The organism is Jidongwangia harbinensis (assembly GCF_020216025.1).
Lineage (GTDB): Bacteria > Actinomycetota > Actinomycetes > Mycobacteriales > Micromonosporaceae > Actinoplanes > Actinoplanes harbinensis.
The window spans coordinates 21,359-42,511 of record NZ_JAIWNC010000058.1; the positions used below are offsets into that span (position 1 = coordinate 21,359).

Here is a 21,153-nt window from a genome sequence, read left to right on the forward strand (position 1 = left end):
CGGCTACGCCGGCGGGTGGACGCCGCGCACCGCCCAGGCCCGGGCGGTGAGGGCGATCGACCCGCCGGCGGCGGTCGGCAGGCCGGCCCGCACCCGGTCGCGGAGCGCGGCCCGCCGGTCCTCCGGCAGCGACATCACGTACGCCGGTGCCGCGCCCTGCCCGCCGAGGAACGGGCGCCAGAAGTCGTCGAAGTCGGCGAACACGGTCGGGATGTCGATCGCCCGGGTGCTCACCTCGGCCAGCCCGGCCGCCGCCCACAGCTCCCGCAGCGGCCCGGGCCGGCACATCGCGAACCGGATCGCCTCGTCCCGCGCCCAGGCCGCCGGGTCGAGCGCGACCGCCGCGTCCCACACGTGCCGCATCATCGTCATGCCCTCGGCGTAGTCCCAGACGTACGCGGCGACCACCCCGCCGGGCGCGGCGGCCCGGGCCAGTTCGGCGACGGCGACCGGCGGTTCCGGGACGAAGTTCAGCGCCAGCCCGCTCACCACCGCGTCGAACGACCTGTCGCGCACCGGCAACGCCCGGGCGTCCCCGGCCGCGCGGAGGCCCGCGGCGTCGCGCAGGAAGCCCCGCGACGGGTCCACCCCGACCACCCGGGCCGGCGCCGCACCGGCGACGACCGCCGCGGTCAGCGCCCCGGTCCCGCAGCCCACGTCGAGCCAGCGGCGCCCCGGCGGCACGTCCGCCCAGCGCACGAAATCCCGGGCCACCGCCCGGCTCCAGCGCCCGACGTACGCCTCGTACGCGCCGCCGACCTCCCACCGGTCCCGGACCATGGCGTCACCCTCCCGTCACGACAGCCGGTCCGGCAGGTCGAAGACCGAGGCCAGGCGGCGGTCCGCCGGCACGTCCGCGGCGCCGGCCGGATCGATCAGGTACGCCGGGATGCCGGCGGCCGTCGGCCCGGCGTAGTCGGCGTCGAACGTGTCGCCGACGAACACCGCGTCGGCCGGCCGGCAGGACAGCGCGGTGAGCGCGGCCCGGTACATCGCCGGGTGCGGCTTGCGCCGGCCCACGTCCACCGACAGCACCACCGCGTCGAACAGGTCCGCCACGCCCATCGTGTCCAGCAGGTCCGGGACCATCGACGGGCTGTGCGTGTTGGACACCACCGCCAGGCGGTGCCGGGCCCGCAGCGACGCCAGCAGGCCGGGCAGCCCGGCGAGCTGGACCACCCCGGACGACCACTCGTCCAGGTAGGCGGTCTCGAACGCGGCCACCTCGGCCGGGTCCGGCGGCCGGCCGTGCGCCCGCCGCAGCACCTCGGCGGCCACCGCGGCCATCGAGAACTCGCGGTCGTCGACGTCGCTGCGCCGGTCGAACTCGGTGCCCACCGTGTCCACCAGCGTGAGGAACGACGGATAGGCCAGGTGCGGCACCAGGGCGTGCGATCGCGGGTACCCCTGCGCGGTGCGGCTGGGCGAGTAGGAGACCAGCGTGCCGAAGAAGTCGAACAGCACGTGGGTCATCGGGCCGGCACCGCGGCGTACACGTGCGGTGCCAGCACGGCCGCGCAGCGCAGGTTGCGGTACCGGCCGCGGTGGTCCAGTCCGTACCCGACGATCAGGCCGGCCGGCGCGGCGAAGCCGATGTAGGTCGGCGTGCCCTCGAACGCCGGGGTGTCCGCCTTGCGCAGCAGCGCGCAGACCGCGACCGAGGCGGGCCGCCGCTGGGCCAGATTGCTGATCAACCAGGACATCGTCAGACCGGTATCGATCACTCCGTCCACGATCACGACGTTGCGGTCCGTGATGTCCAGATCAAGATCTTTGAGCAGGCGTACGGATCCCGAGGCGCGATTGCGGGTGCTGTACGACCGGATCGCCATCCAGCTGATCTCCACCTGGTCCGGAAACGCCCGGGCCAGGTCCACCGTGAACGTGGCCGCCCCGCCCAGCACGCCGATCAGCACCGGATCCCGGCCGGCGTAGTCCCGCGCCAGATCCCGGGCGAGGGCGGCGACCCGGTCCAGGATCTCCTCCTCGGTGAACAACACTGCTGCCAGATCGTCCGCCACGTGCTCGGCGTCCACCGTCGGCCTCCTGACTCGTTCCGCTGCCCGATCCTGGCATGCCGAGCCGTGACGGCCAACCACGTACGGTATTGGAGGGGTAACACACTCCCAATGCTTTTGTCCGCTTTTGCAGGTCGGCATTATGCTCCTCGACAGCCTCCGGTAATCTCCGCGCGGCTACCTGTTCACAGCCCGATCATCACGGTGGAGTTGCGTCGATGGCTCAACGGTTCACGTTGCACGAGATCCGCACCCGCACGTACAAGGACCGCGACGCGTGGTGGACGGTGTGGCTGGTCGACCCGCTCGCGTCCCGCCTGGTGTGGCTCGTGGCGCCGCTCCGCTCGGTCACGCCGAACCGGCTCACCGTCTCGGCGTTCCTGCTCGGCGTCGGCGCCGCGGCGTGCTTCTGGCAGCAGAGCTACGCCTGGCTCGCGCTGGGCGCGCTGCTGTTCCACTTCAGCTTCGTGATCGACTGCATGGACGGCAAGATCGCCCGGCTGAAGGGCACCGGCTCGGTGTTCGGCGCCTGGCTGGACTACGTCTTCGACCGGCTGCGGGTGCTCGTCTGCACGGTGGCGCTGATGGGCGGCCAGTACGTCCGTACCGAGGACTTCGTCTACGTCTGGCTCGCCGGCCTGGTCATCTTCCTGGACATGTTCCGCTACCTGAACGCCCTGCAGATGGGCAAGGTCAAGGGCGAGATGCGGGCGCGCCTGGCGGCGGCCCGCGGCGTCGGGTCGGCACCGCCGGTGTTCGTCGAGGAGGCGGTCGCCCACCAACCGGTCGGCAACGGTACGGCGGTGCTCACCTCGACCACCGACATGCTCGGCCGGGAACGGCCCGTGGTGGACGTGTACGGCGACTTCCGGAACCGCTTCGGCGCCTTCGTGAAGATCCGCAACACGCTGGTCCGCCAGCGCATCCGGGCGCACGTGATCAGCGGCATCGAGTTCCAGATGGCGGTCTTCATCATCGGCCCGCTGGTCCACCAGATCGTCGGCACCACCCTGGTCGCCGCGGCCCTGCTGGTGGCGTTCGAACTGCTGCTGATCTACAAGCTCTGGACCGCCACCCGCAGCTACGTGAAGCACCTGGCCGAAGCCGGCGTGGGCAGCGAGGCGGAGGCGGACGCGGCCGTCGAGGCGGTCGGCCTGGAACCGTCCGCCGTGGTCGACGACCCGGACGAACTGATCGCCGAGGAACCGCCCGCGGCGCCGGCCGTCGCGCCCCGGTGACCGGCCGCCCGCGCTTGGAGGAACTGGCCTTCCGCCGCACCCCGATGGGGGAGATCAGCCTGCGCCGGCGGTTCGACCCCCGACTGCAGGTCGACGTGTACGAGGTCAAGATCGACGACGACTTCCTCATGTCCAGCCTGTTCACCGTCGCCGAGGAGGAACTCGCCCGGCTCGGCCTGGCCGCCTGCGCCGGTGATCGGCTGGACGTGGTGGTCGGCGGGCTGGGCCTGGGCTACACCGCCCGCACCGCGCTGGCCGACGCCCGGGTCCGGTCCCAGCTGGTGGTCGAGGCGCTCGACGAGGTCATCTCCTGGCACGAGCGCGACCTGCTGCCGCACGCCGCGGACCTCACCCGCGACCCGCGCAACCGGTTCGTGGCGGGCGACTTCTTCGCCCTCGCCGCGACCGCGGAGGGCTTCGACCCGGACCGGCCGGGGCGCCGGTTCGACGCCGTCCTGCTGGACGTCGACCACAGCCCACGGCACGTGCTGGCCCCCGCCCACGCCGCGTTCTACACCGCCGACGGCCTGCGCCGGCTGGCCCGCCACCTGCGGCCCGGCGGGGTGTTCGCGCTGTGGTCCGACGATCCGCCCGACCCCGGGTTCGCCGCGGAGCTGGCGCAGGCGTTCGCCCACGCGGAGAGTCACGTGGTGCCGTTCGCCAACCCGCTGACCGGCGGCGAGTCGGCCAACACGGTGTACGTGGCACGATCCGCCTGATTCCGCGCCGCTCGGCGTCGCGTGGCGCGGCCGGCCATCCGCCGACGGTGGCGTGATCGGCCCGATCGCGCCCGGCGCACCCGGCGGAACGGCCACAATGGCGAGGTGGCACACCCTGCGCAGGTCCTCGGTCCCGCCGACGACGCGGCGACGTTCTTCCAGCCACGCGGCCTGGTCTTCGTGACCATGATGTGGGTGGCCGCCGCCGTCTGGGCCCCCTGCCTCGGCCTCTACCTGCTGGTGCTGGTCGCCCTCGGCACCCGCCTGAAGCCGGCCGACCTGGTGACCGTCCTGGAGAGCCTGCTGATCGTGCCGGTGGTGACCGCCGCCGTGGGCATCCTGATCGCCTGGCGCCGCCTCGGCCACCTGCACAGCTCCGTCCACCACCTGGAGTTCGCCGCCACCGGCCGCCGCGCGGTGTCCCTGCCGTGGTCCGCGGTGGCCGCGGTGGGCCTGCGACACCGCGGCGTGTTCACCGAGCTGATCGTCACCCCGGCGGCGCCGGACGCGGTGACCGTGGCACCCGGCCCCGGCCTGCGTCCCCGAACCCGCCGGCGCGGCGGCGAGGTGGCGTACGTGGTCGACGTGGGGCTGATGTCACCGGGCCCGCGGACGCTGCTGGCCGAACTGCACCGCCGCATCCCCAGCAAGGTGTGACGTGCTGCGGTGTTCCACCAGGGCCGGGCGAGCACCTCGAGTGGCATGCCCGTACTTGACCTGAGTGGCGTGCGGACCTACGTTAACCTGGTCGTTAATTAACGGAGGGGTTAAGTGGCCGACGGGCTCAGCATGATCTTCGCCGCGCTGGCCGACCCCACCAGGCGGGCCATCGTCGCCCGCCTGGCCGAGGGCGACGCCACCGTCACGGAGCTGGCCGAGCCGTTCTCGATCAGCCTCCCGGCCATCTCCCGGCACCTCAAGGTGCTCGAACAGGCCGGCCTGATCACCCGCAGCCGCTCCGCGCAGTGGCGGTCCAGCACCCTGCGGGCCGAGCCGCTGCGGGACGCCACCGCCTGGATGGAGCAGTACCGCCGGTTCTGGGACCCCCGTGGGTGACCCGGTTCAGCGGCCGGCCACCCCGGGGGCGCCGAACATCACCGGCACGCCGGGAGAGTAGAGCACGCTGACCGGCGGGCCGTCCGGTGCGGGCAGCCCGGCCGCGGTGACCAGGGTGTCGTCCAGGTTCAGCAGGTCGGCGGCGTGCAGTGGCCAGCGCGGGTGGTCGTTCGGCAGGTGCAGGGTGCGGCCCCAGGCCCGGGTGTGCAGGCCCCAGCGGGCGGTCAGGAAGTGGTCCAGCGGCGTGGGTGCGGTGACCGGGGCGCCGACCCGTACCGTCAACTCGCCGGTCGCGGGCCGCGGCCCGGGCAGGCGCCGCCGGCTGGAGTAGCGCAGGACGTCGCCGGTCCGTTCCAGCCGCATCCGGGACCATTTGTACGGCAGTCGCAGCATGACCTGCGCGGTCAGCACCGGGAGCAGTCGCTCGGCGTCCAGCGACAGGAAGACCACCGCCCGCCGGCCCTGCCGGTCCACGCTGTACAGGCGCACGTTCGTCTCGCAGAACGTGCCCAGGTACGGGATGCCCGGCCCGCGCAGCAGGCCCAGCCCGACCATCCGGAACCCGATCAGCCCGACGTAGGTCACCCCGTCGAGGGTGTCCGGCTCGGTGCCGTGCGGCAGGAACGGTGCCACCGTCTCCGGTGGCACCGCCCAGTGGACGAACGTCAGGTCGCGCCAGCTCTGCACGAGCCAGGGCCGGTGTACCGGGCGGCCGGTCTCCGGCGTGACGTCCTCGATCACCATGCGCCGCAATGTAGGACACCGTGTCTCGGCGGCCGGCGGTTCACGGCCCCAGTTCCCACAGCAGGCGGTAGTAGGCGATCCGTTCCTCGTCCGGCAGCACCCCGTACGCCCGGTAGAACAGCGGCTCCCAGCCGGGCCCGAAGTTCCAGACCAGGCTCCACGACGCGATCGCCAGGTCGGCCCACCGGTCGGCCACCCCGAGCGTGGCCAGGTCGACGTGCCCGGTCCACTGGCCGTCGTCGCCGACCAGGGTGTTCGGTGCGCAGGCGTCGCCGTGGCAGACCACCAGCCGGTCGATGGGTGGCCGGTCGACCGCGGCGGCGAGAGCCTCCGCCACGGTCAGGTGCTGGTAGTCCGGATGCCACAGCGCGGTGTCGATCTGGCCGGCCGCGGCGCGTTCCCGGGCCATCGCCAGCCGGTCCTCGGCCATCCAGCTGAACGGGCACTCCGCCACCGGCAGCGCGTCGTGCAGGGCGCGCAGGCCGCGGCCGATCGCCTCGACCGCCGGCCGGGGGTCGGCGAGCCAGCGGGCGTCCACCGCGTTGCGGCCGGGCAGGGCCGCGGTGAGCAGCCAGAAGCCGGTCTCGTCGTGCCCCGACGCCAGCACCTGGGGCACCGGGGTGAAGCGCTGCGCCCAGGCCAGCCGTTCCGCCTCCCGGGCCAGCGGTAACCCGCTCCCGGCCGGCGCGAACTTGACGAAGCTGCGGGAGTCGCCGGACTCGATCTCGAACGTGACACCGCCGAGGACGTTCAGCCAGACCGGCCTCGCGGGGCGTCCCGCCGCGACCATCCGCACGGCGTCGGGCACCGCGATCTCCTTTTCCGGTACGTCGGACAGCATGCTTGACGCCTCCACATCGATAGCGGCCTGGTGATGATCCGTGTTCGCCCCATACACGTATCGTGGAGTGTCCCGCTTACGCCACCCCCAGTCGGAGGATCTGTATGCCGGCGTTGCGCCGCCCTCGCCTGACGATCCTCGCTCCGGTGGCCGCCGCGCTGATCGCGCTCGGCTGTGTGGCCGCGCCCCGGGACAACGGGGCTCCGGTGGATGCCGGTGCCCCGGCGCCGCAGCGTACCGGCAGTTCCGGCTCCGATCCCGACGGTACCGACACGCCCGAGGAGTTCGCCGGGGATGTGGCGGATGCGCGGGAGATCGCCGAGGAGTACTGGGCGGCGCGGTTCCGGTCGTCCGGCCTGGACTTCCGGCCGGTGGCCCGGCTGATCCCGTACGAGCGGGAGGGCGAGGTGGAGTGCGGTGGGCAGCCGCTGGGCCGCAACAACGCCGCGTACTGCTCCGCCGGTGACTTCATCGCCTACGACGTCAACTGGGCGTACGCGGCGTTCCGGCAGATCGGCGACGCGTTCATCTTCTACCTGCTGGGTCACGAGTACGCGCACGCGGTCCAGTTGCGGCTGGGCATCCGCAAGCAGTTCACCATCCAGCAGGAGCTGCAGGCGGACTGCATGGCCGGGGCGTACATCGGCGACATGGAACGGGACGGGCGGCTCGATCTGCAGGAGGCCGACACCGAGGAACTGGCCCGGGGCCTGGAGGCGGTCGGCGACGAACCCGGTCAACCCTGGTTCGCCGAGGGGGCGCACGGGACCGCGCGGCAGCGGACCCGGGCCTTCCGCAACGGCTACCAGGAGTCCCTGGAGCCCTGCAACCTGTCCTGAGCCGGGTGCCGCCTGCGTCACATCCGCCGGTGGACGCGGGGTGGGCGGGGGAGAATGGCGGAGCTGTCGTCATTTCCGAGCGGAGGCCTGCCCTGAACGCACGACTACCGGCCGCGGTGCTGTTCGACATGGACGGGACGCTGGTCGACAGCGAGAAGGTGTGGGACATCGCGCTCACCGAGCTGGCCGAGCGGGCGGGTGGCACGCTGTCCACGGCGGCCCGGCAGGCGATGATCGGCAGCCCGATGAGCCGCACCATGGAGATCTTCCGGGACGACCTGGGTCAGCCGGACCGGCCCGAGCCGCCGGACGTCGAGTGGCTCACCGGGCGGGTGTTCGAGCTGTTCGGCGCGGGACTGGTGTGGCGGCCGGGTGCGCTCGAACTGCTGCTCGCGGTCCGGGCGGCCGGGGTGCCGACCGCGCTGGTCACGTCCACCGGGCGGCGGCTGGTCGAGGTGGCGCTGGGCACGCTGGGCCGGGAGAACTTCGACGTGGTGGTGGTCGGCGACGAGGTGAAGGCGCCGAAGCCGGATCCGGAGCCGTACCGGACCGCGGCCGAGCTGCTCGGCGTGCCGATCACCGAGTGCGTGGCGGTCGAGGACTCGCCGACCGGCATCGCCAGCGCGCTGGCCTCCGGCGCCGCGGTGCTGGCCGTACCCGCCGAACTGGAACTGCCCCCCACCGACGGCGTCCACCTCCGCGAGACCCTCGAGGGCGTCGACCCGGCCTACCTGGCCGCGCTCCTCACCCCCGCAACCGCCTGAACTCCGCCGATCTTGGAGCTGTGGTGGTGGCACCACAGCTCCAAGATCGGCGCCCCCGTTCCCGGCAAGGTCACTCGTGGGATATGGCGGCCAGGACGTTCAGGCGGGCGGCCCGGATGGCGGGCAGGATGGCGGCTATCACGCCCACCAGGCCCGCCAGGACCAGGTAGGTGGCCATCCGTTGCCAGGGCAGGACCAGGTCGGTGATGCCCTCGCCGTCCAGCGCGCGGACCACCGCGGCACCCATGCCGGCGCCCACCACCACGCCGAGCAGCGCGCCGAACACCGAGATCACCACGGCCTCGACCGTCACCATCCGCATGGTCTGCGCCCGGCCCAGGCCGACCGCCCGCAGCAACCCCAGCTCCCGGGTGCGTTCCAGCACCGACAGCGCGAGCGTGTTCACCACGCCCAGCACCGCGATCAGGATCGCCAGCGCCAGCAGGATCTGCACCATCGTGATGATCGTGTCGAAGTCGCCGGTCTGCTGCGCCACGAACGCGCTGCGGTCCATCGCCGACACCTCGGGGCTGTCCGCCACCAGCGCCTTCACCCGCGGCAGGACCTGGTCGACGGTGGCGCCGTCGGCGAGCCGGACGAAACCCGTCAGGGGCTGCGGGATGCCGAACTCGGCGGTGGCCGCGGCCGGCAGCAACATGCTGCCGGGCAGGGTGGCCGGGTCGTAGGTGGCCACGATCGTGTACGGCCGCGGGTCGCCCCGTGCGGTCTGCACGGTCAGCCGGTCACCGAGCGCCCACCCCCGCTCGGTGGCCTCCTCGGTGCTGACCGCGACCTGGTCCGGCCTGAGCGTGGCGAGCGTGCCGGAGGCGGCGGTGGCGCCGTAGGCGTCGGCGAGCCGGGCCAGGTCGTCGGTGGCGTTCACCCAGGCGCGTTCCCCGTCGATCACCACCTGGTCGTTCCAGACGCCGGCTGCCGCCCGTACCCCGGGAATCGCCGCGGCCCGGCGCAGCACCTCGGGGTCGAACGTCGGCGGGCGCGGCCCGTTCTGTTCCCCGCCGATCACGATCTGCGCCTTGACGTTGTCCTCGGCCTGCTGGGCCAGGCTGCTCTTCGCCGAGTCCATCACCACGGTGACGCCGGTGACCAGCGCGATGCCGACCATCAGCGCGGCCGCCGTGATCGCGGTCCGGCGCGGGTTGCGCCCGGAGTTGAGCCGGCCCAGCCGGCCCGGCAGCGACCAGGAGAACAACCGGCCCAGCGCGCTCACCACCGGGCGGCTCACCAACGGCGTGAGCAGGGCGATGCCGATGAACGAGACGAGTACGCCGCTCAGGATGAGGGTCAGCGTGGCGCCGCCGGAGTCGCCGTACAGGCCGACGCCGAGCGTGGCCGCACCGGCCGCGCCGATCACCGCCCCGGCGACCGTGAGCCGGGTCAGCGGCCGGTCCGGGGTGGCCACGTCCTGCATGGCGGCGACCGGCGGGATCCGGGCCGCCCGCAGCGCCGGCAGCACCGCCGCGACCACGGTGACCAGGACACCGACCACGAACGCGCTGAGCACCGCGGCGGGTGGCACGCCGATCGGGGCGAGGTCCAGGCCGCCGGCGAACGAGGTGAACAGGTACGCCAGCCCGGCGCCCGCGCCCACCCCGGCGGCCAGCCCGAGGACCGCGGCGACCAGGCCGATCACCACCGCCTCGACCAGCACCGAGCCGATCATCTGGCCCCGGCTGCCGCCGATCGCCCGCATCAGGGCGAGTTCCCGGGTGCGCTGCGCGACGATGATCGAGAAGGTGTTGAGGATCAGGAAGATGCCGACGAAGAGGGCGACGCCCGCGAACCCGAGCAGGATGTTGTTGAAGAAGCCGAGCCCCTCCTGCAGGTCCGCGGCGTTCTCCTCGGCCAGCTGGTCACCGGTCTTGACCACGTAGCCGGCACCGAGGGCGGAGCCGACCCGGTCGCGCAGCTGTTCCGGGGTGACGCCGTCGGCCGCCCGTACGCTGATCTCGCTGTAGACCCCGGCCCGGCCCAGCATCAGCCGCTGCGCGACCGGCTCGGTGAACAGCACCTCCTGCACGCCGCCCAGGCTGTCCCGCCCCCCGGAGTACCCGAAGATGCCGACCAGCGTGAAGTCCTTCTTCGGCTCCAGCGTCAGCACGCCGACCCGGTCGCCGACCGCGAGGCCCGCGCCGTCGGCGACGGTCTGGTTCACCACGATCTCGTCGGCCGCCTGCGGTCCCCGGCCGGCCCGCAGCTCCAGCAGGTCGTCGGTGCCGGTCCAGTTGCCGCCCAGGCGCGGCGGCCCGAACGAATTCAGGACCTTGCCGTCGGAGCCGACCACGCGGGCGCCGTCCGCACTGACCAGGCCGGTCGCTTCGGCGACCCCGTCCACCGCACGGGTACGGGCGACGACGTCCGCGGGCAGCGGGGTGGCGACCTGCTCACCCTCCATCTCGTCCACCGCGATCTTCGGCTGGGCCGAGACGGCGACGTCGGTCTGCGAGTAGGCGGTGGCGAACACCGCGTCGAACGAGCGGCTCAGCGTGTCGGTGACCACGAACGCGCCGGAGACGAACATGACGCCCAGCACGACCGCGAGTCCCGACAGGATCAGTCTCAGCTTGCGGGCGAGCAGGCTCTTCAGCGTCGCGCGGAGCATCAGTGCACCAGCTCCGTCGAGTCCAGCTTCTTCATGGTGTCCAGCACGGTCTCCGCGGTGGGGTCGGACAGCTCGGTGACGATCTCGCCGTCGGCCAGGAACACCACCCGGTCGGCGTAGGCGGCGGCCACCGGGTCGTGGGTGACCATGACGATGGTCTGGCCGTGCTCGCGGACGCTGGACCGCAGGAACGACAGCACCTCGGCGCCGGACCGGGAGTCCAGGTTGCCGGTGGGCTCGTCCGCGAAGATCACGTCGGGCCGGCCGATCAGGGCCCGGGCGCAGGCGACGCGCTGCTGCTGGCCGCCGGAGAGCTGGCTGGGCCGGTGGGCCAGCCGGTCGGTGAGGCCCACGGTCGCGATCACGGTGTCCCACCACTGCGGGTCGGGCTTGCGGCCGGCGATGTCCAGGGGCAGCCGGATGTTCTCCTGGGCGCTCAGCGTGGGCAGCAGGTTGAACTGCTGGAAGATGAAGCCGACCCGGTCCCGCCGGAGCCGGGTCAGTGCCTTGTCGCCGAGCCCGGTGACCTGGGTGTCGCCGACGTGCACCTGGCCACGGCTGACCGCGTCGAGTCCGGCGAGGCAGTGCATCAGCGTGGACTTGCCGCTGCCGGACGGGCCCATGATCGCGGTGAACCGCCCGCTCCCGAACTCGACGCTGACGTCGCGCAGTGCGACCACCTGCGCCTCGCCGGTGCCGTACACCTTCCAGACGTTGCTCGCGCGTGCCGCGACCGCTCCGCCGGCATCTGTCGCCGTCACTTGTTCTCCCTCGTCGGACCTGCTGGACCGGCCGGGCGCGTTGCCCGGCCGGCCAGATCAGTCTCGCGGCGCGGACGCGCCGGGTCGTCCGCCCCCGGGCGGAGCCGAACGCGGAGATTCGGCTGCGGGTGATCCCTACGCCGGCTCAGGGTTGGCCCTGAGATACCACCATGACATCAGTGCGACGGTTGACTGACGTCATAGGTGACGTCATAGTGGTGGCATGGACCTGACGCCCTACCTGGAAACGCTCCGGGCAGACCTCGCGGCCGCGGCCGCACCGGGCGGACCGGAGACCGGACGCGCGGCCGAGCTGCTTGCCCACTCGCTGGAGGCGTCCGCGCGGCTGGTGATGCTGGAGGTGCTCTCCGACGCCGCCGCCGAGATCACCACCCGGCTCAGCGACGCGGCCGTCGAGGTGCGCCTGCGCGGTCGCGAGGCCGACCTGGTGGTGAGCCACGCGGCCGAGCCGCCACCCGAGCCGCCGGTGCCGGACGGCGGCGACCTGACCCGGCTCACGCTGCGCATGCCCGAATCGCTCAAGACCCACGTGGAACAGACCGCGGCGGCCGAGGGCATCTCGGTGAACGCCTGGCTGGTGCGCGCGGTGACCGCCGCGGTCCAGCGTCCGGCCGGCCCGCCCGCACACGGCGGTCGCACCGGCCGCCGCATCACCGGCTTCGCCCAGGCCTGACCCCGCCGACTCAAGGAGAAGAACGATGCCCGAGTTCGACCGCTCCACCCCGGTGACGGTGACCGTCCACGGCCACCGCGGCACCGTCGAGATCACCGCCGAGGACCGGACCACCGTCGTCGCCGACGTCGCGCCCCTGGACTCGTCCGACGCCTCCCGGTCCGCCGCGGAGGCCGCCACCGTCACGCTCGAGGGCGACACGCTGGCCGTGCGCACCCCGGAGGTCAACGGCGGGCGGTGGCGGCGCTCGGCGAACCTCGCCATCACCGTGCGGGTGCCCACCGGCAGCTCGCTCGCGGTGCGGACGGACTCCGCCGACGTGCATGCCCGGGGGAGTTTCGCCACCGCCGAGGTGCGGACCGCGTCCGGCGACCTCCGGATCGAGGACGTCACCGGCGACGCCCGGACCGACACCGCCAGCGGGGACGTCACGATCGGCCGGGTCGGCGGCGCGCTGTGGATGGGCAGCGCGTCCGGCGACCTGAGAGTCGGTGACGTCAGCGGTGACGTCAGCCTGAACACCGCCAGCGGCGACATCGCCCTGCAGCACGCCGGAGCCTCGGTCGGCGTGGACACCGCGTCCGGCGATGTGGAGATCGGCGTGGTGCACCGGGGCCGGACCGGCATCCGCTCGGCGTCCGGTGACGTCAGGATCGGCGTCGCCGCCGGCACCGCGGTCTGGCTGGACCTGAACACGCTGTCCGGCTCGACCAGGTCCGACCTCGCCATGGCCGGGGAGGGGACGGACCCGGCCCCGCCCACCGGCGCGGCGCTCGAACTGCGGGTGCAGACGCTGAGCGGCGACATCCACGTCCGGCGCGCCGCCGTCCCGGCGGCCGCGTGACCCCGGCGGATCACTCGGGTGAGTGGTCCGCCGCGTACGGGGTGCGGACGCCGGTGTAGGCCAGGTGCATGACCATGCCGTCCGCGCCGTGCTCGAAGTTGTGGCAGTGGTCCATCCAGATGCCCGGGTTGTCCGCGGTGAACGCGATCTCGAACACCTCGCCCGGCGCCACGTTGAGCGTATCGGTCCACCAGGGAGCGCCGCCCGCCGGGGTGCCGTTGCGGGACAGCACGCGGACGCGGTGGCCGTGCAGGTGGATCGGATGGTCGATGACGCTGCGGTTGGCGATGCGCACCTTCACCCGGTCGCCCCGGGACACCACGAGCGTGGGCACCGCCGGGTACAGCCGGCCGTTGATCAGGCTGCTGACGTACCCGAACCGGCCCTGACTGAAGCCCAGCCCGTCGTCCAGCCGAAGGTCGAACGAGCGCTGGAACCCCTCCGGAGCGGGTGGCGCCGCGGAGCCGTAGGCGAGCGGATCGAACAGCGGTCCGGTGGCCGGGGCGGCCGGGCCGGCGGTGCCGTCCGGGCTGAGCGCGAGCGCCGCGCCGGAGCCGTCGAGCGTCAGCGTCACCGGGCCGGGCGGCATCGTGAAGGCGATGTCGTACCGGCCGCCGGCGGCCAGCAGCAGGCCGGTGCCGGCGGCGAGCGGGGTGGCGCCGGTGACCGCGTTGCCGTCGATCGCGGCGACCGCGAACGGCGAGCCGCCGACGTGCACGCGCTGCGGTTCGGCGGAGCTGTTGACCAGCCGCAGGAGCGTCCGGCGGCCGGCCGCCACGGCGTGCCGTGCCGGCTCGTCGGCCCGGCCGAACGCGGTGACCTGATCGCCACCGGCCGGCCACCGGTGGGCGAAGACGGTGCGCTCGAACACCTCGGGTCCGGCCGGGTCCGCGATGATCAGCGCCCCGAACAGGCCCCGCTGCACGGTGTGCAGCGCGTCCCGGTGGGTGTGGTACCAGAACGTGCCGGAGCGGGTCGGCACGAACCGGTAGACGTGCCGTTCGCCCGGCCGGACCGCGTTCTGCGTCACCCCGGGCACGCCGTCCTCCGCGTTCGGCACGTCGACGCCGTGCCAGTGCACGGTCACGCCCTCCGTGACGTCCGTGTTGACCAGCGTCACCTCGACCAGCTGGCCCTGCTTCGCCCGGATCTCCGGGCCGGGGGAGACGCCGTTGAAGGTGAGGGCGTCCACGGTCCGGCCGGAGGCGAGCCGTACGGTGCCGCGCGCCGCGGTCAGCGTCAGCCGGACGTCGGGCGTACCGGTGCGCGGCCCGGTGAGCTGATCGACCCCGATGTCGCCGGGCGCCGCGTGGTGGTGCTCGGCCGCCCCGGCGTTCGCCTGGCTGCCCAGCACGAGCGCGGCCGCGGGTGCCAGCACGAACGCCGCGGCCAGCCAGGGCAGGCGGGCCAGTCGGGAGCCCGCCCGGCGCCGGCCGCGCAGCGCCAGGGACAGGCCGGCGATCAGCGCCAGCGTCGCCACCGAACCGGCGAGCACGAACGCCGTGTCCTGCGGGCCGAACGGCACCACCAGCCAGAAGGCCGACAACAGGGCGCCGGCCGAGGCGACGTGGGCGGGCGCCGGGCCGGGCCGCCACACCGCCCAGGCGACCGGCAGCAGCGCCAGCGGTACCTGCACGACCAGGCGGGCGTCGGCCAGTGCCGCGCCGCCGGTGAGGATCAGGCCGGCGACGACCAGGCGGGCGGCGACCAGGGCCGCCGTCACGTACAGCCAGCGCCGGAGCAGCCGGGCCGGGCCGGACGCCCGCCGGGCGAGGGCGAGCGCGGCACCGATCACCAGCACGGCGAGCGTCATGTCGGTGATGAGCAGGGGTTCGAACACCGGACCACCTTCGAGAAAGGGGGCTGCCCGGCCCCATCCGCGCGGCTCGGCGAGCCGGGGTCGGCCGGGAGGCCGCGGGTTAGGGGTTGAGAACGATCTTTCCGGCGACCGTGCCGGACTCGGCCAGCCGCATGGCCTCGGCGATGTGGGCGAGCGGAATCTGGGCGGCGATCTGCGCGGTGACGTCGCCGCGTTGCATGGCGGCGAACACCTCGGCGAGGTCGGCGCGCACCCGGGCCCGGAAGCGGTCTCCGGCCAGCGTCTTGCCGGCCCAGAGGTTGTAGAAGTAGGCGCGGCGGCGGTTCGGCAGCGCGTTCCACCACCAGACCCGGCCGAGCAGGCGGAGTACGGGCCACTGCTGCGAGCCCGTGTCGTCGCGGGTGGAGGCGGTGCCGTACGCGACCAGCGTTCCGCCGGGCGCGAGCATTCCCCAGGAGTCGATCACGCTGCGCCCGCCGACGTGGTCGAAGACGGCGTCCACCCCGCCCGGGGCGAGTTCGCGGACCCGTGTGGCGACGTCCTCGGTGCGATAGTCGATGGCGAGGACGCCGCGGGTACGCAGGGCGTCGTGGTGCCGCCGCGAGGCGGTGCCGATCACCGTGGCGCCCGCCGCCTGCGCGAGCTGGACCAGCACCGAGCCGACGCCACCGTTGGCGCCGTGCACCAGGACCGTCTGCCCGGCGCGGACGCGCGCCTTGCGGTGCAGCATCTGCCAGGCGGTGACGCCGTTGACCACCACGGTCTCCGCCTCCGCCGGGCTGATCCCGTCCGGCACCGGCACCACGTCGGCGGCCTCGACGACCACGTGACTGGCCCACCCGCCGACCTTGAGCAGCGCGGCCACCCGGGTGCCGGACAGGCTCGGCGGCACGCCCGCACCGGTGGCGATCACCGTGCCGACCAGGTCGTAGCCCGGTACGAACGGGAACGCCGGCTGATCGTAGTAGCGCCCGCGGCGCATCTGCTGCTCCGCGAACGAGACCCCGGTCGCCTCCATCCGGACCAGCACCTGTCCCGGGCCGGCCGCCGGCACGGCGCCGCGCCGGATCTCCAGCCCCTCCGGCTCGACCTTGCCCGGCAACACGATCTCGACGAGTTCTTCGGTGTTCACGACGACCTCCTGCGGTAAGCATCTCTCGCGTCGGTTACAAGTTCTAACAGTGATCGGAGTGAGATGCAACAGCAAAAGTGATAACGTCTAACTACACACAGCGGAGGGGGCGGTCCATGACGCCGCGGGAGCGCTACCGTGCCCAGGTACGCACGGAGATCAAGGAACGGGCGTGGGAGCAGATCGCCACGACCGGGGCGTCCGCGCTGTCCCTCAACGGCATCGCCAGACAGATGGGCCTGAGCGGACCCGCGCTGTACCGGTACTTCGCCAACCGCGACGACCTGATCACCGGGCTCATCACCGACGCGTACCGGAGCCTCGCCGACACGTTCCGCACGGCCGGCACCGACCCCGCCGGACTGGCCCACGCGCTACGCGGATGGGCCCTCGCGCACCCGCAGCGGTACCTGCTCATCTACGGCACACCGGTGCCCGGCTACCACGCACCCGCCGACGTCACCCGGATCGCCGTCGAGATCCTGACCACCCTGCTGGACGCGTGCGCCGCGCTGCCGGACGGCGGCGCCGCACGACCGTTCGACGCGTACGTCGCCCAGCACCGGGACTGGGCCGAGGGCCATCCCGCGCCACCGGCGGCGTTGCGGCGGGCGCTGACGTTCTGGACGCGGCTGCACGGGATTCTGTCGCTGGAACTCGCCGGGCACTTCACCGGCATGGACTTCGATCCCGGCCGGCTGTTCACCGCCGAGCTGGAGGAGTTGTCGATGCGCTGACCGGCTCGTGTTCCGGCCCGCTCCGAGCGCCGGTGGTGCCGTCTCCGGTGCCGGGTTGCTCGGGTTGCCGGTGCTGGTCTGTCAGCTGCCTGGCTTGATCAGGCCGGTCTCGTAGGCGAGCACCGCCGCCTGGACCCGATCGCGCAACCGCAGTTTTGTCAGCACGTGCCCGACGTGGGTCTTGATGGTCGTCTCGCTGACCGTCAGCGCACGGGCGATCTCCGCATTCGAATGACCGCGGGCCACGTGGATCAGGACTTCCCGCTCCCGGTCGGTCAGAGCGTCGAGGGCGTTGCCGGCGGTCGTGGCCGGATCGGGCAGCGCGTCCGCGAACCGGGTCAGCAGCCGGGACAGGATCCGCGGCGCGATGACCGCGCCGTGCGCCGCGACCGCACGCAGGGCGGACACCAGCTCGTCCGCCGGCACGTCCTTGCCGAAGTAGCCGGCCGCACCGGCCGCGATCGCGCCGATGACATGCTCGTCCCGGTCGTCAGCGGTCAGGATCAGCACGCGGACCGGCAGCCGGGCGTCGCGGATCGCCCGGGTCGCGGCCAGGCCGTCCAACCGGGGCAGGGCCACGTCCATGACCACCACGTCGGGCAGCAGTCGCCGGGACAGCTCGACCGCCTCGGTGCCGTCGCCGGCCTCACCGACGACCGTGAGACCGTCCGCCGCGGCGAGCGCCATCCGCAGCCCGGACCGCTGCATCGGCGCGGCGTCGGCGAGCAGAATCCGTACCGGGCGGGCCGCCCGGTGTTCGAGCTGCGCCGGGGCCGCTGACCTCGCACTCGGGCCGGCTGCGGGTGCCGTCGAGGGCGCCGACCGTTGATCGGGCCCGGTCGCGGCGGTTCCGGGTCCGCCCACCGTCGAAGCCCGGTCGTCGCCGTCGCCACCAGTCACCGCGCCGCCTTCCTGCCACCGGCCGTGACGGCCGCCGCATTACCGTAGGCGATCGACCGCTTCCGCCGGTGTCCTGGCCCGAGGCGTCCGCGCGAGGCGACGGTATGGCGCGGAAACGACGGTGCGGCGCGAAGGCGACGGTACCGTGCGGCGGTTGGGGCCGGGGGCGCTCGGTTCGGGCGGCGTCGGCTACTGCCTTCGGGCTTGCGCACCCGGTCGCGCCTCGGTTCACCGGGTGCGCGGCCCCGCTCTTGCAGGATCGGAACTCAGCACTTCGGATCGGCCCCTTGTCGCGATCCGCGAAGGTTTACCGAGCCGGACCTCCCACCCACGAACCGCGCCCGGACGACCTCTCCGCTCCGCCCGCACGCCGTCGATCGCCTCGGTGGAACACCATCGTCGTTATCCGGCCTGCATAACGACGCTGGTGTGCCACTGGAGCGCTCCAGTGGTACACCGCGGTGCCTATCGGGTGCCCAATCCCACGCTGGTGTTCCAGTGAGAGGTGATGTCGGTAGGCGGGCAGTCCGCCGAGGCGCTGGGCAATGTCAGCTGCTTCGACAAGGTTCGTTGCGGTGCCTCCGGGCCACGATCCGCGACGGTTGCCGGGCGGCGGGTCCTCCGGCGCACGAACAGCACCAGGACGGCCCTCCCGTACACGCCGACGCCGTCGATTGCCTGGGTGGAACAGCACCGTTGTTATCCGGCCCGGATAACGACGCTGGTGTACCACTGGAGCGTTCCACTGGAACACCGATGTCGAGGCACTGACGAGCGCGGTCAGGTTCCACCCAGGCTTGGACGATGATCGCCGTTGCTGGGCCACGACGGATGAGGGCCGGAACAACGACACCCGCTCGTGTCCCGCCGGGACCGCGAAATGGCATGCCGGCCAGCCGCGCCGAGGGCCCGGCTGGGGAACGTGGTCGACGCCCTGTGCCTGCCGAGGAGACTGGCGAGGCGGGACCGAATGAGGTTCGGGTGACCGGTCAGGCCGACGGGACCGGTGAGGCCGGTGAGGTCGGCGGGACCGGTGAGGTCGGCGGGACCGGTGAGGCCGGTGAGGCCGGCGGCTCCGGGTAGGGCGGGGGAGTGCCGCCGAACTCGGGGCAGAACCGCTGGTGGTTGCACCATCCGCAGAGCCGGCTGGGCTTGGGCCGGAAGTCGCGGTCCTGCTTGGCGCGTTCCACCGCCTTGGACAGGGCCAGCAGCGTGCGCTCGAAGCGTTCCAACTCCTCGGCGTCGGGGCTGTAGTCGCAGACCTCGGCGTCCTTGAGGTAGAGCAACCGCAGCACCTTGGGCACCACGCCGCGGGTGCGCCACAGGACCAGGGCGTAGAACTTGAGCTGGAACAACGCCCGGCCTTCGAACGCCTCGCGGGGCGCACCGCCGGTCTTGTAGTCGACCACCCGGAGGTCGCCGGCCGGGGAGATGTCTAGGCGGTCGATGTAGCCGCGGATCAGCAGCTCGTCGTCGACCAGCGTGGAGACCAGGCTCTCCCGTTCGGCCGGTTCGAGCCGGCGTGGGTCCTCGACCGCGAAGTAGCCGTGCAGCAGGCCACTCGCCCCGCGCAGGAAGGCCGCCAGGCGCGCGCTCTCGTCGGCCGGCATCCCGTCCAGCATCGAGGGCGCGGTCGACTCGACCGGCTTGGCCGGCTCGGACGACGTGGGCTGGGCCGGCACCCCGGACGGCGTGAACCGGATCTGCGGATCGGCCAGTTCCTCGACCGGCACCTCCGCGAACAGCTCACCCAGCCGCGGCTCCTCCTCGACCAGCCGCGCCCACTCCGGAGCGACCAGATCGGCCGCCGCCTCGGGGGTGCGCTCGGCGGCCGGCAGGTCGAACAGGCGCTCCAGCACGGCGTGCACCAGCGTGCCCCGCACCTGGTCGGCCGAGGGTTGTTCGGGCAGCTTGTCGATGGTGCGGAAGCGGAACAGCAGCGGGCAGGTCTTGAAGTCGGCGGCCCGCGACGGCGACAGCGACGGCCCGTGCGGACGCGCGTCCGCCTCCGCGCCGGCCACGGGGGAACGGTCGGCCGGGGAAGGGGGGAGGTGCGTCACCGTCTGTGCCGTCATGTCACCCAGGCTAGGGGAGGGGTACGACGAAAACTCCTCCCAGGAACGTTCCGTAGCATCGTCGGCGTGGAGGACCACGCGCAGCAGCCGCGGCGAGCCCGGCGACCGGGGCGCGTCGTGGGGCGGGTGCTCGGCATCCCGCTGTACGTCAATGCCTCGATGTGGCTGCTCGCCGTGCTGGTCACCGTCGTGTACGGCAACTACGTGCGGGAGCAGCTGAGCCTGCCCGCGCCGGCGGCGTACGCGATCGGGCTGGGATTTGTGCTCTGCCTGCTCGGATCGGTGCTGTTGCACGAACTCGGGCACGCCCTCACCGCCCGGCGGTACGGCATCGGGGTGCGCGGCATCACGCTGGAGCTGCTCGGCGGCTGGACGGAGATGGACCGGGACGCCCCGTCGCCGCGGGTGGACGCGCTGGTCTCGCTGGCCGGACCGGCCGTCTCGCTGGCGCTGGGCGGGATCGCCACGGCCGCCACATGGGCACTGCCGGACCGGACCGTGGCCGGGCAGATCGCGTTCCAGCTGGCGGTCAGCAACGTGCTGGTGGCGCTGTTCAACGTGTTGCCGGGGCTGCCGCTGGACGGCGGCCGGGCGTTGCGGGCCGGGCTCTGGGCGGTGTTGCGGGACCGGGACCGGGCGACCGTGGTGGCGGGCTGGGCCGGACGGGGTCTCGCGCTGGTCACCGCGTCGGTGGTGCTGCTGCTGTACCGGCTGAACCTGCTCACCCTGTTCGGGCTGGCGTTCGTGTTGCTGGTGGTGTTCACGTTGTGGCAGGGCGCCGGACAGTCGATCCGGCTGGCCCGGATGACCCGCCGCTTCCCGCTGGTGGATCTGGGCGAGCTGGCCCGGCCGGTGCTGGCGGTGCCGTCGGGTACCCCGCTGGCCGAGGCGCAGCGCCGGGGTGCGGCCGACAAGCGGGACCGTCCGGCGCTGGCCGTGGCGGACGCGTCCGGGCGGGTGGTGGCGCTGGTGGACGTGGGTGCGGCGGCCAAGGTGCCGGTGGACCGCCGGCCGTGGGTCGCGGTGGACTCGGTGTCCCGGGCGCTGGGCGGGGTCCCGGCGCTGCCGCTCGGGCTCACCGGCGAGCAGGTGGTGCGCGCGGTCCAGGCGCACCCGGGTGCGCAGTACCTGGTGACCGCAGGCGAGGATGTCGTGGGTGTTCTGCACGTCGCCGATCTGGCCGGCGTGCTGGAGCCGCAGCGCGCCACCCGACGCCCGCGAAGCTAGCTTGAGTTTTAACCTGTGCGGCGTGGTCTGGGGTTATGTGTTTTCTTGTTTTTCGGGTTGGCGTTTGCGCTGGTGACGATATGGACGTCGTGGCGGTTGGCTGGCCGGTGGTTGCGGTGGCCGGG

At 73.1% G+C, this 21,153-nt stretch carries 21 protein-coding genes; 10 read left to right on the forward strand and 11 right to left on the reverse strand.

Going from position 1 to position 21,153, the window contains the following annotated elements:
* Positions 1 to 3 precede the first annotated feature (3 nt).
* From LDL48_RS40775 to hpt, 3 genes are read right to left on the reverse strand one after another with little or no spacing between them, the layout of a single operon-like run.
* Positions 4 to 780 carry a class I SAM-dependent methyltransferase gene (locus LDL48_RS40775; RefSeq protein ID WP_225260549.1) on the reverse strand — a complete coding sequence of 259 codons (777 nt, stop codon included), beginning with the start codon at positions 778 to 780 and terminating at the stop codon, positions 4 to 6.
* Between the two features lie 15 nt (positions 781 to 795).
* Positions 796 to 1,473 carry an HAD family hydrolase gene (locus tag LDL48_RS40780; protein WP_225260550.1) on the reverse strand — a complete coding sequence of 226 codons (678 nt, stop codon included), beginning with the start codon at positions 1,471 to 1,473 and terminating at the stop codon, positions 796 to 798.
* Positions 1,470 to 2,036 carry a hypoxanthine phosphoribosyltransferase gene (hpt, locus tag LDL48_RS40785; RefSeq protein WP_225260551.1) on the reverse strand — a complete coding sequence of 189 codons (567 nt, stop codon included), beginning with the start codon at positions 2,034 to 2,036 and terminating at the stop codon, positions 1,470 to 1,472. The genes LDL48_RS40780 and hpt overlap by 4 nt, the downstream gene beginning before the upstream one ends.
* Positions 2,037 to 2,236: 200 nt before the next feature.
* Here hpt and LDL48_RS40790 point away from each other — a divergent pair, with 200 nt between their 5' ends.
* The 4 genes from LDL48_RS40790 (at position 2,237) to LDL48_RS40805 (ending at position 5,031) form a co-directional block, all read left to right on the forward strand.
* Positions 2,237 to 3,256: a CDP-alcohol phosphatidyltransferase family protein gene (locus LDL48_RS40790; protein ID WP_225260552.1), complete on the forward strand. Its 1,020-nt coding sequence runs from the start codon at positions 2,237 to 2,239 to the stop codon at positions 3,254 to 3,256.
* Complete coding sequence (locus LDL48_RS40795) at positions 3,253 to 3,975, forward strand: polyamine aminopropyltransferase (protein ID WP_225260553.1); 723 nt, start codon at positions 3,253 to 3,255, stop codon at positions 3,973 to 3,975. Before LDL48_RS40790 ends, LDL48_RS40795 begins: the two co-directional genes overlap by 4 nt.
* Before the next feature lie 105 nt (positions 3,976 to 4,080).
* Positions 4,081 to 4,632: a hypothetical protein gene (locus LDL48_RS40800; protein WP_225260554.1), complete on the forward strand. Its 552-nt coding sequence runs from the start codon at positions 4,081 to 4,083 to the stop codon at positions 4,630 to 4,632.
* A 132-nt stretch (positions 4,633 to 4,764) separates the two neighbouring features.
* Positions 4,765 to 5,031 carry an ArsR/SmtB family transcription factor gene (locus LDL48_RS40805; RefSeq protein WP_225260569.1) on the forward strand — a complete coding sequence of 89 codons (267 nt, stop codon included), beginning with the start codon at positions 4,765 to 4,767 and terminating at the stop codon, positions 5,029 to 5,031.
* A 6-nt stretch (positions 5,032 to 5,037) separates the two neighbouring features.
* On the opposite strand, the gene LDL48_RS40810 is transcribed toward LDL48_RS40805, so the two are convergent.
* Entirely contained in the window at positions 5,038 to 5,775 is a 738-nt protein-coding gene (locus tag LDL48_RS40810) for a YqjF family protein (protein WP_225260555.1), read from the reverse strand.
* Between the two features lie 40 nt (positions 5,776 to 5,815).
* Positions 5,816 to 6,616, reverse strand: a complete 801-nt coding sequence (locus LDL48_RS40815) for an aminoglycoside 3'-phosphotransferase (RefSeq protein ID WP_225260556.1) — start codon at positions 6,614 to 6,616, stop codon at positions 5,816 to 5,818.
* Between the two features lie 104 nt (positions 6,617 to 6,720).
* On the opposite strand from LDL48_RS40815, the gene LDL48_RS40820 reads away from it, so the two are divergent.
* Both LDL48_RS40820 and LDL48_RS40825 read left to right on the forward strand, forming a co-directional pair.
* On the forward strand, positions 6,721 to 7,455 hold the full coding sequence (locus LDL48_RS40820) for a neutral zinc metallopeptidase (RefSeq protein ID WP_225260557.1): 735 nt from the start codon (positions 6,721 to 6,723) through the stop codon (positions 7,453 to 7,455).
* Positions 7,456 to 7,571: 116 nt separating this feature from the next.
* Complete coding sequence (locus LDL48_RS40825) at positions 7,572 to 8,219, forward strand: HAD family hydrolase (protein ID WP_308016555.1); 648 nt, start codon at positions 7,572 to 7,574, stop codon at positions 8,217 to 8,219.
* 70 nt (positions 8,220 to 8,289) lie between these two features.
* Here LDL48_RS40825 and LDL48_RS40830 read toward each other — a convergent pair whose 3' ends face one another.
* Together LDL48_RS40830 and LDL48_RS40835 are read right to left on the reverse strand one after the other, a co-directional pair.
* Positions 8,290 to 10,839: an ABC transporter permease gene (locus tag LDL48_RS40830; RefSeq protein ID WP_225260558.1), complete on the reverse strand. Its 2,550-nt coding sequence runs from the start codon at positions 10,837 to 10,839 to the stop codon at positions 8,290 to 8,292.
* Positions 10,839 to 11,600: an ABC transporter ATP-binding protein gene (locus tag LDL48_RS40835; RefSeq protein WP_225260559.1), complete on the reverse strand. Its 762-nt coding sequence runs from the start codon at positions 11,598 to 11,600 to the stop codon at positions 10,839 to 10,841. Before LDL48_RS40835 ends, LDL48_RS40830 begins: the two co-directional genes overlap by 1 nt.
* Before the next feature lie 223 nt (positions 11,601 to 11,823).
* Here LDL48_RS40835 and LDL48_RS40840 point away from each other — a divergent pair, with 223 nt between their 5' ends.
* Together LDL48_RS40840 and LDL48_RS40845 are read left to right on the forward strand one after the other, a co-directional pair.
* Positions 11,824 to 12,294 (forward strand): toxin-antitoxin system HicB family antitoxin, encoded by a 471-nt coding sequence (locus LDL48_RS40840; RefSeq protein ID WP_225260560.1) that lies wholly within the window; start codon positions 11,824 to 11,826, stop codon positions 12,292 to 12,294.
* A gap of 25 nt (positions 12,295 to 12,319) precedes the next feature.
* A complete protein-coding gene (locus tag LDL48_RS40845) occupies positions 12,320 to 13,138 on the forward strand; it encodes a DUF4097 family beta strand repeat-containing protein (RefSeq protein WP_225260561.1) in 819 nt (272 codons plus the stop codon).
* A 10-nt stretch (positions 13,139 to 13,148) separates the two neighbouring features.
* On the opposite strand, the gene LDL48_RS40850 is transcribed toward LDL48_RS40845, so the two are convergent.
* Together LDL48_RS40850 and LDL48_RS40855 are read right to left on the reverse strand one after the other, a co-directional pair.
* Positions 13,149 to 14,978 (reverse strand): multicopper oxidase family protein, encoded by a 1,830-nt coding sequence (locus LDL48_RS40850; protein ID WP_225260562.1) that lies wholly within the window; start codon positions 14,976 to 14,978, stop codon positions 13,149 to 13,151.
* Between the two features lie 79 nt (positions 14,979 to 15,057).
* Positions 15,058 to 16,089, reverse strand: a complete 1,032-nt coding sequence (locus tag LDL48_RS40855; RefSeq protein ID WP_225260563.1) for a medium chain dehydrogenase/reductase family protein — start codon at positions 16,087 to 16,089, stop codon at positions 15,058 to 15,060.
* A 116-nt stretch (positions 16,090 to 16,205) separates the two neighbouring features.
* Here LDL48_RS40855 and LDL48_RS40860 point away from each other — a divergent pair, with 116 nt between their 5' ends.
* A complete protein-coding gene (locus tag LDL48_RS40860) occupies positions 16,206 to 16,826 on the forward strand; it encodes a TetR/AcrR family transcriptional regulator (RefSeq protein ID WP_225260564.1) in 621 nt (206 codons plus the stop codon).
* An 81-nt stretch (positions 16,827 to 16,907) separates the two neighbouring features.
* Here the strand turns inward: LDL48_RS40860 and LDL48_RS40865 are convergent, their stop codons facing one another.
* Both LDL48_RS40865 and LDL48_RS40870 read right to left on the reverse strand, forming a co-directional pair.
* Positions 16,908 to 17,558: a response regulator gene (locus tag LDL48_RS40865; protein ID WP_308016556.1), complete on the reverse strand. Its 651-nt coding sequence runs from the start codon at positions 17,556 to 17,558 to the stop codon at positions 16,908 to 16,910.
* Between the two features lie 1,157 nt (positions 17,559 to 18,715).
* Positions 18,716 to 19,801, reverse strand: a complete 1,086-nt coding sequence (locus tag LDL48_RS40870; protein ID WP_225260566.1) for a RecB family exonuclease — start codon at positions 19,799 to 19,801, stop codon at positions 18,716 to 18,718.
* 66 nt (positions 19,802 to 19,867) lie between these two features.
* Here LDL48_RS40870 and LDL48_RS40875 point away from each other — a divergent pair, with 66 nt between their 5' ends.
* Positions 19,868 to 21,028 carry a site-2 protease family protein gene (locus tag LDL48_RS40875; protein WP_372472306.1) on the forward strand — a complete coding sequence of 387 codons (1,161 nt, stop codon included), beginning with the start codon at positions 19,868 to 19,870 and terminating at the stop codon, positions 21,026 to 21,028.
* The last annotated feature ends 125 nt before the right edge of the window (positions 21,029 to 21,153 follow it).